Source organism: Pelagibius sp. Alg239-R121 (assembly GCF_947331435.1).
GTDB lineage: Bacteria > Pseudomonadota > Alphaproteobacteria > Kiloniellales > Kiloniellaceae > Denitrobaculum.
The window spans coordinates 151,464-169,160 of record NZ_CAMZOF010000006.1 but is presented as its reverse complement, the minus strand read 5'-3'; the positions used below and the strand labels follow the sequence as shown (position 1 = coordinate 169,160).

Below are 17,697 nucleotides of genomic sequence, written 5' to 3'. Positions count from 1 at the left end.
GCGATGGATGAGTTTTTCGTACTTCTGGTCTCCACCCTCGACGCCACGATCCGCGTGGCCACACCACTGGTGCTCGCATCTCTTGCCGGACTCTACGCCGAGCGTTCGGGCGTCATCGATATCGGCCTGGAAGGCAAGATGCTGGCCAGCGCCTTTGCTGCCGCCTCGGCAGCCTATGTCATGAATTCAGCCTGGATGGGGTTGCTCGGCGGAATCGGCATCTCGGTTGTTCTTGCTCTGGTTCATGGGTTTGCCTGTATTACCCACCGGGGCAATCAAGTGGTCAGCGGCGTTGCCATCAACATATTGGTCGCCGGGCTGACCGTAACATTGGGTATTGCCTGGTTCTCGCGCGGCGGGCAGACACCGGCACTCACCAACGACGCACGCTTCAGCCCCCTCATTTGGCCAGGTGCCGAGGCCCTGACAGGCGTACCTGTCATCGGTGCCCTCTACAGCGAGATCATCAGCGGGCATAACCTGCTCGTCTACGTCGCCTATCTGGCAGTCCCCCTGACCTGGTGGGTCGTATACCGCACACGTTTCGGCTTGCGCCTGCGGGCAGTGGGCGAAAATCCATCTGCCGTGGATACGGCCGGTATTTCCGTCACGGCACTTCGGTACCAGGCTATGATGTGTTGCGGCCTGCTCTGTGGTATCGCAGGCACCTACCTTTCGACAGCGCAGAACGCCGCTTTTGTCAAAAACATGACCGCCGGACAGGGTTTCATTGCCCTCGCCGCGATGATCTTCGGGAAGTGGCGTCCGGTACCGGCCATGTTGGCTTGTCTTCTTTTTGGTTTCCTGGATGCCGTGGCGAACCGAATTCAGGGCGTGAAAATGCCGGTTGTCGGAGAGATTCCGGTTCAACTCATTCAGGCGCTTCCCTATATCCTAACGGTGATCCTGCTCGCCGGATTTATCGGCAAGGCCGTGGCTCCCAAAGCCAGTGGAATACCCTACGTAAAAGAGAGATAAACGTGACTGAAGACCTGATCGCGGCGGCGCGTGATGCGATGAGTCGGGCTTACGCCCCCTACTCCGGGTTCGCCGTGGGCGCTGCCGTTCGTGCCGACAATGGAGAGATTTACAGCGGCTGCAACGTCGAGAATGCGGCCTATCCCGAAGGTCTCTGCGCCGAAGCTTCTGCCATCGCAGCGATGGTCAATGCCGGTGTCCGGCGTCTGAGCGAAGTCTGTGTTATGGGGAAAGGCGACGCGTTGGTGACCCCCTGCGGCGGCTGCCGGCAGAAAATTCGTGAGTTCGCGGCCGGCGCGACCGCGATTCACGTTTGCGGGCCCGAAGGGCTTCGTAAGACAACCACACTCGACGAGCTTTTGCCCCTGTCGTTCGGACCGGAGAACCTGAAATGAGTACGAAAAACGCGGCTGAAATCATCCTTGAGGCTGCCGGCGATACCCCGCCCACCTTCGGTATGGTTTTGGGATCCGGACTGGGCGCCTTGGCCGATGCAGTCGAAGACGCCAAACACATCCCCTATGCCGATCTGCCAGGCTTCCCGAAACCAACGGTTCAAGGCCATGAAGGCCAGTTGGTGCTAGGGCGTCTTGGGGGTGTTTCCATTGCCATGATGCAGGGTCGCGCCCATTATTATGAGGCCGGCAAGGCAGACGCAATGAAGGGGCCCATTCGGTCTTTACAGGCAGCGGGCTGCAAGTCTCTGCTGTTGACCAACGCCGCCGGCAGTCTGGTCAAGGGCGCCGGCCCGGGCAGTCTGATGCTGATTACGGACCACATAAATTTCGCAGGCACGTCTCCCTTGATCGGCGAAGCCGCCCCCACCCGTTTCGTCGACCTCATCGACGCCTACAGCCCGGACTATCGTGCTCAGCTACATGAGTCCGCACGACAGCAGGGTGTGACCCTGAATGAAGGCGTTTACATGTGGTTTTCCGGCCCCAACTTCGAGACCCCTGCTGAAATCCGCGCCGCCAAGATCCTGGGCGCCGATGCCGTCGGCATGTCAACCGTGCCCGAAGTGATTCTGGCCCGGCATCTGGGGCTCAAGGTCGCGGCGCTCTCCATCATCACAAATTATGGCGCAGGACTCGACGACATGCCTCTCAGCCATGCGCAGACCATGGAGAAAGCCGCGCTCGCGGCGCAGGACTTCAAAAAGCTGGCGATCGCGTTCTTTGAAGGACAAGCCAATGACTGACGATGTGACCACCGTCGCGCAGAAAGCGCTGACGCTGCTGGATCTTACCAGTTTAAACGATGGCGATAGCGAAGCCGATGTCACGGAGCTTTGCAAACGCGCCGTTTCCGATTTCGGCCATACGGCAGCGGTTTGTGTTTGGCCGCAATTCGTCCCCCACGCCAAGAAATTGCTTTCTGGAAGCGGTGTCGCGGTGGCCGCGGTCGCAAACTTTCCGGCCGGCGCCACCGATGTTGGAAGGGCTGTCGAGGAAACGGCGGCAATCGTCGCCGACGGGGGCGACGAGGTTGACGTAGTCATGCCCTACAACGCCTGGCTTGCCGGTGACCGTGCACTCGCCCGCGAACTGATAACCGCCTGTAAAGCTGCCTGCGGCGACAGCGCATTACTGAAAGTCATTCTGGAAACTGGCCGTCTCGAGACAGCGGAAAACATCTCGGCTGCGAGTTTGGATGCCATCGAGGCCGGAGCGGATTTCATCAAGACCTCGACTGGCAAAGTCGAGATTTCCGCGACCCTGCCCGCAGCCGAAGCCATGTTAAACGCCATCAAGGAAACCGGCGGCACGACAGGCTTCAAGGCGGCTGGAGGAATTCGTTCGACCAGCGACGCGGCCGACTATCTGGCGTTAAGCGATAAGATCCTCGGCACCGGTTGGGCGGCTCCCGGAAACTTCCGCTTCGGCGCCAGCGGTCTCTTAAACGACCTGTTAGCAGTCCTCCGCGGCGATGCTTCGGCCCCTTCCAAAGAAAGCTATTGAGCCATGCTGCCGCAGGAAATCATACGGCGGAAGCGAGACGGCGAGGCCCTAAGCGAAGAGGAAATCTCCTTTATGGTGCGCGGCATCGCCGACGACAGCATCAGCGAAGGACAGGTAGCTGCTTTCGCCATGGCTGTCTTCTTCCAGGGTATGACCATGGAAGAACGGGTGGCACTGACCCGCGGCATGACTCAGTCTGGCCGGGTCCTGGACTGGGGGGATGCCGGATTCTCAGGTCCGGTTCTGGACAAGCACTCGACCGGCGGTGTCGGCGACAAGGTCAGCTTGATGTTGGCGCCGATGGTCGCGGCCTGTGGCGGGCATGTACCAATGATCTCCGGGCGCGGCCTGGGTCACACCGGTGGAACCTTAGATAAGTTCGACGCGATCCCCGGGTACGATACCGCACCGAGCATCGAACGATTCCGCGACGCAGTACGAGATGTGGGTTGCGCCGTCATTGGCCAGACCGCAGACCTCGCCCCGGCAGATAAGCGTTTCTACGGTATCCGCGACGTCACCGCGACCGTGGAATCGATTCCACTGATCACCGCATCAATTCTGTCCAAGAAGCTGGCCGCCGGCCTCGACGGTCTGGTGATGGACGTCAAAACCGGCAGCGGTGCCTTTGCCGCCTCCACCAAGATGGCGCGCTCGCTGGCAGAAAGCATTGTTGCCGTCGCAAACGGCGCTGGCATGGCGACCACGGCGCTGATCACCGACATGAACCAGGTATTGGGTCATTCCGCTGGAAATGCTGTGGAAGTCGCGGAGACCTTGGATTACCTTACAGGTCGGCGTCGCGATATCCGGCTTGACGAGGTGGTTATGGCGCTTTGTTCCGAAATGCTGGTGCTCGGTGGTCTTGCAACAAGCCAGGACGACGCGGCAACCCGGTTGCGCCAAGCCTTGGACAGCGGACGGGCAGCCGAGATCTTCGGCAAGATGGTCGCTGCGCTTGGTGGGCCCGCCGATTTCCTGGAACGTTCAGACGATCATCTGCCAAGGGCGCCGGTCACCCAGGCGGTATATCCGGAAGTTTCCGGGTTCGTGACGGAAATAGACACCCGCGCCGTCGGTGTTGCCGTCGTCGCGCTGGGGGGTGGAAGACGTCGTGCCAGCGACACTATTGATCACGCCGTCGGATTTACGGAGATCGCTTCGCTTGGTGCTGAAGTCGGCAGCGAACGACCGCTCGCCCATGTCTTCGCAAAGGATGAGACGACGGCCCAGGCAGCAGCAGCCGACCTTCGCAATGCCATGCGCATTGAAGACAAGCCTCCCGAAGCAACGAATAGCGTGTATGAGCGCATTACGGAGGAAGCGGAATGACGCGCGCCTTCATTCTCGTGATGGATTCATTCGGCCTTGGCGCCACCGCGGACGCACCGACCTTTGGCGATCAAGGCGCAAATACGCTCGGGCACATCGCGCAGGCCTGCGATGAGGGTAAAGCCGATGTCGCAAACGGCCGGCAAGGCCCCTTGCGGCTACCCAACCTTGCAAGACTCGGTCTTGGCCTAGCGGCAGAGGAAAGCGCAGGACAGCCGCCGGCGGGTTTCGCCAAACCGGATCACATTACCGGCGCCTATGGACACGCTGCCGAGCGCAGTTTCGGCAAAGACACTCCAAGCGGTCATTGGGAGATGGCCGGTGTTCCGGTCGAATACGACTGGGGCTTTTTCCCCAAGGAGACACCCACATTTCCTGCGGCCCTGACTGACGCTTTGATTGCGCGCTGCAATCTATCCGGCGTTTTGGGAAATTGCCACGCATCGGGAACCGAGATCATCGCTGAATTGGGCGAAGAGCACATCCGCAGCGGCAAGCCGATTGTCTACACCTCGGCAGATTCCGTCTTTCAGGTCGCGGCGCACGAAACTCACTTCGGCCTGGAGCGTCTTTACGAACTCTGCCGCATCGCGAAAGAACTGGTCGACGACTACAACATCGGCCGGGTCATTGCGCGCCCCTTTGTGGGTGAAGACGCAGCCTCGTTCCAGCGTACGGGCAATCGACGCGATCTCACCACACCGCCGCCATCGGCCACCCTGCTCGACCGGCTGAAGAACGAAGGCGCCGAAGTCATCGCCATCGGCAAGATTGCCGACATCTTTGCACATCGTGGGATGACCAAAACCGTCAAGGCCAACGGCAACGACGCGCTCTTCGAAGCAACTCTGGCCGAGACCAGAACGGCACCAGAAGGCTCGCTCGTATTCACGAACTTCGTCGACTTTGATACGCTCTTCGGACATCGCCGAGATGTTGCCGGCTATGCAACGGCCCTGGAAGATTTTGACCGCTTGCTCCCGAACTTCGAATCTCTGCTGCGTCCGGGAGATCTTGCCGTTATCACGGCGGACCACGGCTGCGACCCGACCTGGCCGGGCAGCGACCACACCCGAGAGCATGTTCCTGTCCTGGCGTTCGGACCGGATATTCAGCCCGGCTCCCTCGGACGCCGCTCCACCTTTGCCGATATCGGCCAGACGCTCGCCAGACACCTGGGCATTGCCCCGCTGGACCATGGAACGGACTTTCTAGCCGCATGACCCTGCCCTCCTCTCAAACCACCTCCGGTCAATGCCCACGCCGTTTCCAGATGGCAGCGTATGAAGCAGCAGCCGGCTTGGACAGCGAGATGAACGCCGCCTTCAATGAAGACGGTTACCTCTTGATTGAAGACTTTGTCCCTGCCGAGCGCTGTAATGCCCTGATGACCCGCGCGGCGGAACTGGTGGAAGACTTCACGCCGGACGACGTGGCCTCGATCTTTTCAACCACGTCTCTGGCCCATACGCGCGACAGCTACTTCGCTGAGTCAGGCGACAAGATCCGCTTCTTCTTCGAGGAGGACGCCTTCGACGAAACCGGCGCGCTGAACCAGGACAAAGCACTCTCCATCAATAAGTTCGGGCATGCCATGCATGACCTGGATCCCGTATTCGACGGTTTTTCTCGCACCCCGGCTCTGGCCCGGTTGGTCAGCGATGTCGGGATTGCCGAAGCATTGCTGCTGCAATCCATGTACATCTTCAAGCAGCCCAATATTGGCGGTGAAGTCGTGTGCCATCAGGATTCGACCTTTCTGACGACGGATCCACTGAGCGTCATCGGCCTCTGGTTCGCCCTCGAGGATGCGACCCTCAACAACGGCTGTCTCTGGGCGCTGCCGGGACGTCACAAGGATCCGATCCGCAAGCGCTTTCATCGCAAGGAGGGTGCATTCGCAACCGAAGTGCTGGACCCGACACCCTGGTCCGCAGAAGAGGCTGTACCTCTCGAAGCGAAAAAGGGGTCTCTGATCGTGCTGCACGGCCAGCTTCCGCACCTCAGCGGACCCAATAGATCACCGGTTTCGCGCCAGGCCTATACGCTTCACATCATCGACGGCACCTGCCGCTATCTCGATGACAATTGGCTGCAACGCGATCCTGCCCTGCCTCTGCGGGGATTTTAGCGATGATCACCATGGTGCCTAAAGCCGAATTGCATTGTCATCTTGAAGGAGCGGCTTCGCCCGACCTGGTGCGTAAACTGGCGGCACGGCATGCAGTCACGTTACCGGCTGAGACCTTTGATGCAGACGGCAATTTCGCTTGGGACGACTTCCTGCATTTCCTCAAGGTCTACGACATTGCAAGCTCGGTCATCCGCACACCGGAAGACTATCGCGACGTTACTTATCAGTATCTGATGGACTGTGCCGCCGAGGGTGCGATCTACGTTGAGGTCATGTCCTCGCCCGATCACGCTGCCGCCGTGGGCATGTCTTACACCGATCATCTGGAAGGTATCGCCGCCGGGATCGAGGATGCCCGCAGTGAGTCCGGAATTGAAGGCCGGATCATTGTCACTTGCGTACGTCACCTGGGCCCCGAGCGTGGTGTCGAAGTTGCCCGCCAAGTTGTGGCAAATCCGCACAAGCTGGTTACGGGTTTCGGTATGGGCGGTGACGAAAACGCCTTCGAGCCGCGCGATTTCGCGCCTGCGTTCGGGATCGTTCATGCCACAGGCCTTCCCTGCACCGTCCATGCCGGCGAGGTTGCCGGCGCACAAAGCGTGCGCGCTGCCCTGGAGGCACTTCCGGTACAACGGCTCGGCCACGGGGTCCGTGCGATGGAAGATCCGGAACTGGTGCGCGAACTGGCTGACCGGGGGATCGTCCTGGAAGTCTGCCCAGGCAGCAACATCGCCACCGGAGTGTACGGCAGCTATAGCGACCACCCGCTTTTGGAGCTGCGCGCAGCCGGCTGCCGCATCACATTGAATTCCGACGATCCGCCCTACTTCGACACCACAATTGGCCGGGAATATGATCGCGCATCGGCGGTATTCGGCTTCGACGACGCGTCTTTGCGCGAAGTTACCTTGACCGCCATCGAGGCAGCCTTCGTGGACGAGGAGACCCGAGAAAACCTGCGCCAAAAGGTTGTCGCGTGACGCCACGGGTAAAAATCTGCTGCATTTCCTCCCTCGAAGAAGCCCGACTCGCCATTCTGCAAGGCGCTTCAGCGCTCGGCCTCGTGGCGGAAATGCCGAGCGGACCCGGCGTCATCGATGATGAATTGATCGCCGAAATCGCCTCCAGGATTCCACCACCCGTCGCAAGTTTCCTGCTGACCAGCAGGATCGATGCCGACGCCATTGTCGAGCACGTCCGAAATTGCCGGACCAATACGGTTCAACTGGTCGATGCGGTCGCGCCCGGCGTTTACGGAAAGCTGCGAAAAGAGCTGCCGTCCCTGAAGATTGTTCAGGTGATCCATGTGATCAATGACGACAGCGTCACCGAGGCCTGTTCCCTCGCACGGCACGTCGACGCTTTGCTGTTGGATTCCGGAAACCCAGCGCTTCAAGTCAAAGAACTGGGTGGCACCGGACGCGTGCATGACTGGAGCCTCAGCCGACGTATCGTCGAAGAGGCCACTTGTCCGGTATTTCTGGCCGGCGGTCTGCGCAGCTCGAACGTCGCCAATGCCATCCGCGAAGTCAGTCCCTACGGGCTGGACCTCTGCAGCTCGGTCAGGACCGACAACACACTGGATGCGGACAAGTTGCGCGATTTCTTTGATGCCGTGCGTGCCGCTTAAAGCATCTTTTTCTCATTGCGCATGTTGCACGATGATCCTGGCAGTTGTTTTCGTCGAAAACGATCATGACCTAGTCAGAAATCTAGTTTCGCGTGTAAACTGACGACCAATGGAACAAACAGGGAGTAAGAGGGACATGAGTCTTCCTATCAGGACAACCGCGATCGCAAGCTCCGTCGCTTTTTTGCTGACGGCATCCGCAACCTTCGCGGAACCGACGAAAGTCACCTTCGTCCACACCAACGATCTCGACCGTATGGAAGCATCCGGTGGCAAGGGCGGGTTCGCCAGCTTGATGTCGGTCGTCAAGGCGGAGCGCGCAGCAGGCGAGCACGTCATCTTTACCCATGGCGGTGACGCCATATCACCGTCCCTGCTGTCCGGCTTTGACATGGGCGCGCATATGGTGGACCTGCTGAACACCGCAGGCGTGGACATTATGGTGCTGGGTAACCATGAGTTCGATTTCGGCCCAAAGGTCGCCATGGAGCGCATGGCCGAAGCCAAATTCCCAATTCTGGCCACCAATGCCATCGACAGCGACGGCGAGATCATCGATGGCGCCATTGCCTCTTGGACCGCCAATGCCGGCGACTACACAATTGGCTTTTTCGGTCTGGTGACGCCCGACACCACCGACATCTCCAGCCCTGACGGTGTTACCTTCAAATCACTGGATGAAACCGCGCGTGAGATGGCCGCCAAACTGCGCGAGGATGGTGCCGATCTGGTGGTTGCCCTCGCCCACACCGATGTTCAGGAAGACTTCGATCTGGTCAACGGCGACACCGGGATCGATGTTCTATTGACCGGGCACGATCATCTGCTGATGAGCTATTACAACGGCAAGGTTGCGATGATGGAATCCGGATCCCAGGCCGACTACGTCAGCATCCTGGAAGTGACCATGGATACAGTCGAAAAGCGCGGCAAAAAGCGCTTTGTCTGGAGCCCCAGTTTCCGCACGATCCCCACCACGGGCATCGAGCAGGACGCCGAGATGGCGGGCAAGGTCCAGGGCTATCTCGACAAGCTGAGCGCTGAACTCGATGTCGAAATCGGTACCACGACGACGCAACTGGATAGCCGTCGGGCGTCCGTGCGCGGTATTGAGACCGCCATCGGAAATCTGATCAGCGACGCCATTCGCAAGGGCGTCAATGCGGACGTTGCGATCACCAACGGCGGCGGCATCCGCGGCGACAAGATTTACGACGCCGGCACGGTTCTGACCCGGCGCGACATCCAGACGGAATTGCCCTTCGGCAATACCACCGTCAAGCTCGAAGTCACCGGCACGCAGATCGTCGCAGCGCTGGAGAATGGTTTTAGTCAGGTCGAGAAAGGCGCCGGTCGTTTCCCAAGCGTTTCGGGCATGACAGTGACCTGGGATGCCAAGGCCCCTGCCGGTTCGCGGGTTAAGTCGGTGATGGTCGGCGATAGCCCGATCGATACCGCCAAGGTCTACACCCTGGCCGCCAACGACTACATTGCCGGCGGTGGCGACGGTTACAGCGTATTCAAAAATGCCAAGAACCTGATCGATCCGGCCGCCGCGCAACTCATGGCACTCATGGTCGTCGAATACATCGAGGCCGCGGGAAAAATTTCTCCGGCTGCAGAGAACCGTCTGGTTTCGGCAGAATAACAAGGGAGTGAAAGCTTCTACAATCGCTCTGAGTTGAGTTTAGATAAAGGGCGCCGTGGAAAACCCCGGCGCCCTTATTAGTCTTAAGCCGCGTCCAACTCTGAAGCAACGCCAGGGCGGTGCTATGAAGAAACCTCAGTGCTCTTCGACCTACTTAGGTGATCACAAAGTTATCGTTAAGCACGTTATGCTGGCTCTCTTCTGTGATAAAGCCGATCAAACCCACGGATTGTGCAGTGACTATCTGCGTCGACGCATCATCAACCAGGTCTGCTAAGGTCAAAGGGTCCAGAGTGTAAGTACCGAGGCCGCTAAGCCTCACTTCGGTGTCGGTATTCTTGAATTTTAGAACAACGTCACCACCTTCGCCCTCGTTATCAATTGTCAAATGTGCCGCGATGTCCGCGAGGTCATCGCCAGCGCCATCGAACACATCATCAAAGGCCAGAACATCCTGTGTCCGGTCGAAATCGAGAATTATATCCTTACCTTCGTCCTCAGCGAAGGTGAAGAGGAAGGTATCACTATCTTCACCGCCGATCAGAAGATCATCCCCCAGATATCCATTCAGTGTATCCTCACCGGCGCCGCCAAACAGACGGTTGTCACCCTCGTTGCCCCAGAGATAGTTGTTCAGTGTATTACCCGTGCCATTGATGTTCCCGGCACCGGTCAAGGCCAGATTCTCAAAGTTGCTGCGAAGACTGTAACTAAAATTCGCCTCAACAGTATCGATGCCCTGGTCAAAGGCCTCGACGATCTTGTCCGTTCTGTCAATTAAATAGGTGTCATTGCCGGCGCCACCCGACAGCGTATCCTTACCGCTGCCGCCGGTTAAAATGTCGTTCCCATCCTGGCCGTAGAGCCTGTCAGCATCCTTACCGCCAATCAGCGTATCGTCGCCGGTTCCCCCATAGATCGTATCCTTGCCGGTACTGCCATTCAGATCATCATCGCCATCATGCCCATAGACCCTATCATTGCCACTGCCAGCACTGATGACGTCGTTCCCTCCATAGCCCAACAGCGTATCATTTCCAGTTCCGCCGTAGACGGTGTCATCTCCCTCGTGTGCATAGACCCTATCATTGCCGCCTCCTGCATAGACAACGTCATCACCTTCATTGGCGTATAACAGGTCATTGCCGCTGCCACCCGACAGCGTATCGTCGCCGGCACGAGCGTAAAGCCTGTCATTGCCGCTGCCTCCAGCCAGATAGTCGTCCCCTTCAGCAGCGTAAAGCTTGTCATTGCCGCCGTTGCCAATCATGCGGTTGTCGCCACTACGGCCGTAAATCTTGTCGTGTCCGTCGCGGCCGATCAGCGTGTCGTCACCGGTGTCGCCAAGTAGCTTACCGCCGCTCGATTTCCCACGCTTATAAAGCGGCGCGGCCACATTACCGGGCAGTTCCGAGGCCAACCAGGTTCCGTTGGAAAAGGCAAATTTTTCTACGTCGCCCTCGACCCGATCGGTTCCGCCGTTAGCTTTGGGATCCCGGCCTTGGTATTCAACGGTTACGGCGCCGCCGGCAACATCGTTAATTATGTAATCGCTGCGCTTGCCTTCAAAAGCTGCCGTGTCGATCCCCTCATTGCCGACAAGGGTGTCGTCGCCGTGGTTTCCGAACAACGTGTCGTCGCCATTGCCACCTAAAAGAGTATCGTTGCCTCCCTTTCCTGAAAGAACGTCCACGCCGTCGGCCCCATAAATCGTATCGTTGCCTCCGTCACTCTCCAGGTTTTCCGCGGAATTCGTGCCATTGATAACCATATCCGGGGCGGGTGGAATTGCTATTTTGGAAGTCGCGATACGCCGGTCGTCAAATCTCAGCCATTCCGTCGACCCGTCGACCGTATCGACACCCTGATTATGCGGTGACGTTCTTGCATCCGTGACTGTGATCACCCCGAGATGGTCACGCGTGATCTCAAAGTCGGCGTAACGTCCTCCAAAAACCGCAATGTCACCTCTTCCCGAACCACCGTCTAGGAAGTCATTTCCGGCGTCACCAACGAGCCAATCATTTCCAGCGCCACCAATAAGGACATCATCACCGTCGCCGGCGTACATCGCGTCGTTCCCAGTGTCTCCCACAAGAGAATCATTACCTTCTCCTCCGACAATCCGGTCATTTCCCGAACCACCGAGAATCGTATCGTCTCCAGCTTTACCGTCTATGCGATCGTTCCCGGAACGACCTTCAAGGACATTGGCAACTTCGTTGCCATTGATCACGTCGGACGCCAAACCACCGACCGCATTTTCAACAATTGCATTATAGGCAATCGCAACGTTGTTGGTCATATTGGCTGTGCTGCTGAAACTGCCTTCCTCCAAATTCATGATTGTGGAGTTTCGATACCTTGAAAAGTCCAGGGTATCGATGCCGCCGGCATCCCAAATGGCGAAGGCAGAGTAGAAGTTTTGGTCTAAATCGAAGGCGTCACGCCCAGCCGTCGAATTGAAGCCATAAACCGTGTCGCCCGTACGGGTCGTGTAATCCGCGCCATAGACAGCCTGAACCGCAGCAATATCATGAAGCAGAGGCGTTGCGGCATAGACATACTCGCCATTTTTACCCTTAAAATGATCCGCACCCGTTTCATGGGCACCGAAATAAGACATGGCCGTGTATTGCAGAGAATCCTGACGATATTCAGCTCTTCTGTCGTAGCTGAACGCCTGATCATTGTACCTGCCAGGATGTTCCAGCCCCAGTGCATGGCCTATTTCATGAACGAATGCAGTAAAACCATAGGTGCCGGGTGTTCGGCTATCGTTGAGGTCTGCATAGTTTGGGTTAAACAACACGTCGCCACTGATATCGCGGCCCTCAACAACGGTTCCCGGTAGAAACGTACCGGCAATCGGGACGGCGGGATCGGTCACATTGAAAAACTGAATGTCGCCGGCTTCCGGATGACCTAGATGCAGATTAACGCCGATCACATCGTCCCAAAGCTTGATGGCTTCACGCGCGGCGGTGGATTGTGCGGAGTTAAACCTCGAAAAACCTATGTTATAACCGTTGTATTCCGGCGGCGCTGTGTAGGCAAAACTGTAGTAAATGATGGGTCCGTCCCAGAACTCACCATTGCGGTTGAGATTACTGACGATCTGATCCAGTGCCCAGTTTGGCTTCGCCACGGCTTAATTCCCTTCGATCACAAACAAACGGCCTACACTGGCCATCCTCGAAGAGTGCAAGCGATATCAGTCCGAAAAACGGTTAATACCATCGGCAAGTGTGATGGACATGTCGCGGACTGAACACAACGTGAGAAAACCCAGAGCTCCCGAAGCTCTGTCAAACCGCACTACCTGCACGCATACATATCTAAACTGATGACGCCGATTAACACTCTGTTAGGGAATATTAATAGTACTTAAGGTACCTTGCAACTATTAAGACGAAAATATCTCACGTCGGGCACAATTATACGTACATGACAGAATTAAGGCAAAAACACCTCTGAAATTATATTTTTTAGTGAATATTCAGACACTTAAAGCAAGCGCTTACTAAAGGTTTAATGCATCGGAAAGCGTGTGGCGAATGCCTGCAATAGAAACCTCAAGACCATATCATGTGAAATCAACTTTTTTCGCTGCTATACGACAAAAACCTGATTTACCTCGTCGTCAACCAGGTCGGCGATCGAGCTGAAGTTCCCGGCGGCGCCGCTGCCAAGACCATCAAAGATGATGTCCGCGCCATTTACGAAATTCACCTCTACATTGCCGCCCGCCCCCTCATTGACGATCGATAGGATCTGCATATCGATGTCGGCAAAATCGTTGCCAACCCCATCCAATACGTCCGAAAAGTGCAAAATATCTTCAGATCGATTAAAATCCACAACCCGGTCGCCCCCCGCATCGGTGAGCAGGCTGAAGAAGAAGATATCCGCCCCTGTTCCACCAACAAGGATATCGTCCCCCAGACCACCAATTAGAGTATCGCTGCCAGAGGCACCGGAAAGAACATTGTTCCCGTTGTTGCCAGTCAGAACATTGTCTTCTGCATTGCCATAGCCACGGATGTTCGCACTACCAGATAAAGTCAGGTTCTCGAAGTTGCTGCCCAAACCGAAGCTTCGGCCCACGACCACCGTGTCCTCACCTTGGCCCAGGCCCTCGCGAATCTTGTCTCTGCCGTCCGTGAAGTAGGTATCGTCGCCGGCGCCGCCGTAGAGCGTATCCTTGCCGCCGCCGCCGGTCAGCAGGTCATTGCCGTCATGACCGTAGATCTTGTCGACATGCCTGCCGCCGATCAGCGTATCGTTACCGGCCCCGCCGTACAGCTTGTTGTTGTGCTTGCCGCCGTTGATGTAGTCGTCGCCGTCGCCGCCGACGAGCCTGTCGACACCGTTGCCACCGAAAATCGTGTCGTTGCCCGCACCGCCATAGGCCTTGTCGTTCCCACTACCCGCATTGATGTAGTCGTCACCGTCTTGGCCGTAGAGCTTGTCGGCGCCACTCTTGCTGTACAGACGGTCGTCGCCGGCCCCGCCGTACAGCTTGTTGTTGTGCTTGCCGCCGTTGATGTAGTCGTCGCCGTCGCCGCCGACGAGCCTGTCGACACCGTTGCCACCGAAAATCGTGTCGTTGCCCGCACCGCCATAGGCTTTGTCGTTCCCACTACCCGCATTGATGTAGTCGTCACCGTCTTGGCCGTAGAGCTTGTCGGCGCCACTCTTGCTGTACAGACGGTCGTCGCCGGCCCCGCCATAGGCCTTGTTGTTTCCGCTACCGCCATTGACATAATCATTGCCATCGTGGCCGTAGAGCTTATCGGCGCCTCTGCCACCGAAAATCGTGTCGTTGCCCGCACCGCCATAGGCCTTGTCGTTCCCACCGCCGGCACTGATGTAGTCGTTGCCGTCCTGACCATAGAGCTTGTCGTTGCCGCTCTTGCTGTACAGACGGTCGTCGCCGGCGCCGCCGTAGGCTATATTGTGGCCCGACTTGGCGTTCAGGATATCGTTGCCTTCGCCGCCGCAAAGCTTGTCGTTGCCGCCGCGTCCGATCAGAGTGTCGTCACCGTTGCCGCCGGAAAGCTTGCCACCCTTAGACTTGGCTTTGATATAGAGATCCGGCGCGACATTCGCCGGCAGGCTTCCCGTCGCCCACGTACCGTCCGAAAAGGTAAAGCTTTCCACATCAGCCGCGACCGTATCCGTGCCCCAATAGGCAGACTTCTTGCCCTGGTACTGGACCGTCGCCGTACCACCACCGTCAAACGTGATCCAATAGCCCTCGCGCAGCCCTTCGAACACAGCAACATCATTGCCGTCCCCGCCCAATAGTGTGTCGTGCCCGGACCCGCCGATCAATGTGTCATCGCCAATCAGACCAAACAGGCGATCGTTGCCCGATAACCCTGAAAGCGTATCGTTACCAGCACTTCCTTCAAGGCTGTCGCTTGCCGAGGAGCCCGTGACAATCATGTCAGCTGCCGGTGCGGCTGTGATACTTGATGTTAGGATCTGCAGGTCGATGAAATTCAGCCACTCAACACCGGTATCGACCCGATCGGTTCCGTCGTTTCCATCACCGAGATTCAGGTCAACAACCGTGATGATGCCGTATTGATCCTTGGTGATGGAAAAATCGCTGGAGTCGGAACTATAGACCACGCGGTCGAGCCCCAGACCGCCGCCGAAGGAATCGTCTCCCGTTCCACCGAAAAAGAAATCGTCACCCGCGCCACCGTCGAGAGTATCGTTACCGGCGCCACCGATCAGGCTGTCGCTGCCGTCATTGCCCCAGATGGTGTCCCCGCCGCTGCCGCCGTCCAGAACGTTGTCCAAGGCATTGCCAATAATCTGGTCGTGCCAGGCTCCGCCCTCGGCGTTTTCGATCTTGGCGCCGTAAGCAACGGCGATATTGCGGGTCATGCCAGGGGTGTCGCTGAAGGCGCCTTCGTTCAGGTCGATCTTGGCGGTGGCGTAGTAGGAAGTGTAGCCGGAGAAATCCAACGTATCCGTGCCGCCGGCATCCCAGATCGCAACTACGGGATTGCTGTTGATGGTAAAGTCAAACGCATCGCGCCCGGCGGTCGAATTGAAGCCGTAAACCGTATCGCCGGTCCGTGTCGTCGTATCGACCCCGTAAATGCTCTGGATCGCCGCGATATCATGCAGCAGCGGAGAAGCCGCAAAGCTGGTGCCGCCATTGACATGGTCAGCCCCGGAATAGCTGGCGTTGAAATAGGACATCGCCGTGAACTCGCGGGTGTCCTGCGCATACTCCGCGGAATTGGCATAGGTGATCATCTGGCCGGACCCGGCATTGTACGCACCGGGATGACTGAGACCCAATGCGTGACCGACCTCGTGGATCATGGTCAGGAAGCCGTAGTCGTCCGGGTTCAGCTGGCTGTTATGATAATAGTTCGGATTGACCCAGACATCGCCGCCCCGGCCGCCGCCCGGATAGTAGGCCCAGGCCACACCCGGACCAGTCGTGGTGTTCGCAAACCGGATATCGCCGCTGGCATCGTTGGTCTCGGTGAAGGAAACCCCGGCAACATCGTCCCAAAGCTGCATGGCTTCGCGCGCGGCCGTACGCTGCGCAGCACTAAAGGCCGAAAAGCCGTCGCCTTCACCGCTGTAACCAGCCGGTTTCGAATTGAAGAAGCTGTAGGAAATTGTCCCGCCGGCCCATTCGGCGTTGGAGCGCGTCAGATTGCTGGTGATTTGCGAAAGATCCCAGACCGGCTTACTGCCTGAAGCACCAACTGCACCACCAGCATCGAATGGATCCGATTCAATCCCGCCGCCACAAGCGGCGCAACAACAGGCGTAGCCCGTTGTATTGTTATGAACCTGGGAAATGGCAACCTCCTGCTGCAGACCCGCGACATTTTTCATTGGTTTCGGCGTTGCCGCCCAATCAGTAAGGCACGCTCCAACCAAGCCGTTCAGCGAGTTCCAATCACGGTTACCACTATCTCAATCATCCGTTATCGAAGCGTTAATTAACTGATTTTATTCAATTTTTCATTAAGGTTTCGATAACCATGCAAAACCGCAGCCTGCATAGGAAATGACCTCATGAAAGCCTTAATCAGGTTTAGACCGCGAAGATTTGGGTAGCGGCATCATCGACCAGATCGCCGATCGAGCCGAAGGCGCCTGCAGCAATGATATCCACCTTGCTGTCGCCGTTCAGGAGATCATTCCCCACGCCGCCATAAAGAATATCGTCACGATCATTGCCAAAGAGCTAGTCGCCGTCGCAAGGCCATAGATGGTGTTGTTCCTGCCGAGGTCAGTAATCTTACCCCAAGCTGAAATACCCATTAGTGAATCGTCGCCGGAAGTTCCGAAGATCGTGTCCATCGCCAATCCCCTGTCTTTGCAGCACCATCTTTCATCGCGCCGACGGACCGGCGACGTTAACCACCCACCAACATTCGCCTGCAAACAAGCCTGCTAATGTTGAATTCCTAATTCGAGATGCAATCTAGGGGTGGCATATTAACAACAGATTTACATTACATAGAATGCGGTATGGTTGTTAGTAATAGATAAAAATAGAAGGTCGGAGAAGGAATAATGTTTTTTGTTAAATTTTAGATAACAAGAAATAATACGAAATAATTTGCCTGTTACTGATGAAATTTATCGATTAATACCAAAATGTTTTAGCAATACAAAAGTACTCACGCTCCAATATGGCCTAAAAAACGGCGCAGTTAAATCATCAATACCGAGTTTCAGAATTAAAATACTCAATTTCAATAAGAAATATCAGGGAAGAATTTGCGTTCTTAACCCTATTTCACAGAAGATAAAAATCTATCCACTGTGGATTCACACAGTAAGCTTTAGAACCTCAGAAGGGGATCCTGTTGCGCTCGAGGTCTCTTACAAGCGAACCGAACCATTTTGCGATTGATGCACGCTTTCCGCGGAAAAGTCTGCCATATCCAATGCGACGGCTGCGACCACCGAAATTGCGATCGCTGCGATAACACTCGCCCAAAAAGCCTTCATCTTCAGCACT

General features: G+C 56.9%; 14 protein-coding genes. 10 read left to right on the top strand and 4 right to left on the bottom strand.

What is annotated here, in order from left to right:
- Positions 1–3: 3 nt before the first annotated feature.
- The 10 genes from QMZ18_RS19840 (at position 4) to QMZ18_RS19795 (ending at position 9,683) form a co-directional block, all read left to right on the top strand.
- A complete protein-coding gene (locus QMZ18_RS19840) occupies positions 4–978 on the top strand; it encodes an ABC transporter permease (protein WP_282608087.1) in 975 nt (324 codons plus the stop codon).
- Positions 979–980: 2 nt separating this feature from the next.
- Positions 981–1,373, top strand: a complete 393-nt coding sequence (locus QMZ18_RS19835; RefSeq protein ID WP_322097244.1) for a cytidine deaminase — start codon at positions 981–983, stop codon at positions 1,371–1,373.
- Complete coding sequence (locus QMZ18_RS19830; RefSeq protein WP_282608086.1) at positions 1,370–2,179, top strand: purine-nucleoside phosphorylase; 810 nt, start codon at positions 1,370–1,372, stop codon at positions 2,177–2,179. The genes QMZ18_RS19835 and QMZ18_RS19830 overlap by 4 nt, the downstream gene beginning before the upstream one ends.
- Positions 2,172–2,939: a deoxyribose-phosphate aldolase gene (gene deoC / locus QMZ18_RS19825; RefSeq protein ID WP_282608085.1), complete on the top strand. Its 768-nt coding sequence runs from the start codon at positions 2,172–2,174 to the stop codon at positions 2,937–2,939. Before QMZ18_RS19830 ends, deoC begins: the two co-directional genes overlap by 8 nt.
- 3 nt (positions 2,940–2,942) lie before the next feature.
- Positions 2,943–4,271 carry a thymidine phosphorylase gene (gene deoA, locus QMZ18_RS19820; RefSeq protein WP_282608084.1) on the top strand — a complete coding sequence of 443 codons (1,329 nt, stop codon included), beginning with the start codon at positions 2,943–2,945 and terminating at the stop codon, positions 4,269–4,271.
- Positions 4,268–5,494, top strand: coding sequence for a phosphopentomutase (locus QMZ18_RS19815; protein WP_282608083.1), 1,227 nt, complete (start codon positions 4,268–4,270; stop codon positions 5,492–5,494). The genes deoA and QMZ18_RS19815 overlap by 4 nt, the downstream gene beginning before the upstream one ends.
- Positions 5,491–6,402, top strand: a complete 912-nt coding sequence (locus QMZ18_RS19810; protein ID WP_282608082.1) for a phytanoyl-CoA dioxygenase family protein — start codon at positions 5,491–5,493, stop codon at positions 6,400–6,402. Before QMZ18_RS19815 ends, QMZ18_RS19810 begins: the two co-directional genes overlap by 4 nt.
- 2 nt (positions 6,403–6,404) lie before the next feature.
- Entirely contained in the window at positions 6,405–7,385 is a 981-nt protein-coding gene (locus QMZ18_RS19805) for an adenosine deaminase (protein ID WP_322097243.1), read from the top strand.
- A complete protein-coding gene (locus QMZ18_RS19800; protein WP_282608081.1) occupies positions 7,382–8,035 on the top strand; it encodes a phosphoribosylanthranilate isomerase in 654 nt (217 codons plus the stop codon). The genes QMZ18_RS19805 and QMZ18_RS19800 overlap by 4 nt, the downstream gene beginning before the upstream one ends.
- A 136-nt stretch (positions 8,036–8,171) precedes the next feature.
- Entirely contained in the window at positions 8,172–9,683 is a 1,512-nt protein-coding gene (locus tag QMZ18_RS19795) for a bifunctional UDP-sugar hydrolase/5'-nucleotidase (protein ID WP_282608080.1), read from the top strand.
- Positions 9,684–9,837: 154 nt separating this feature from the next.
- Here the strand turns inward: QMZ18_RS19795 and QMZ18_RS19790 are convergent, their stop codons facing one another.
- The 4 genes from QMZ18_RS19790 to QMZ18_RS19775 form a co-directional block, all read right to left on the bottom strand.
- Positions 9,838–12,831, bottom strand: coding sequence for a M10 family metallopeptidase C-terminal domain-containing protein (locus QMZ18_RS19790; RefSeq protein ID WP_282608079.1), 2,994 nt, complete (start codon positions 12,829–12,831; stop codon positions 9,838–9,840).
- 464 nt (positions 12,832–13,295) lie between these two features.
- A complete protein-coding gene (locus QMZ18_RS19785) occupies positions 13,296–16,559 on the bottom strand; it encodes a M10 family metallopeptidase C-terminal domain-containing protein (RefSeq protein WP_282608078.1) in 3,264 nt (1,087 codons plus the stop codon).
- 297 nt (positions 16,560–16,856) lie between these two features.
- Positions 16,857–17,030 carry a hypothetical protein gene (locus QMZ18_RS19780; RefSeq protein WP_282608077.1) on the bottom strand — a complete coding sequence of 58 codons (174 nt, stop codon included), beginning with the start codon at positions 17,028–17,030 and terminating at the stop codon, positions 16,857–16,859.
- A 528-nt stretch (positions 17,031–17,558) separates the two neighbouring features.
- On the bottom strand, positions 17,559–17,687 hold the full coding sequence (locus QMZ18_RS19775; RefSeq protein WP_282608076.1) for a hypothetical protein: 129 nt from the start codon (positions 17,685–17,687) through the stop codon (positions 17,559–17,561).
- Between the last annotated feature and the right edge of the window lie 10 nt (positions 17,688–17,697).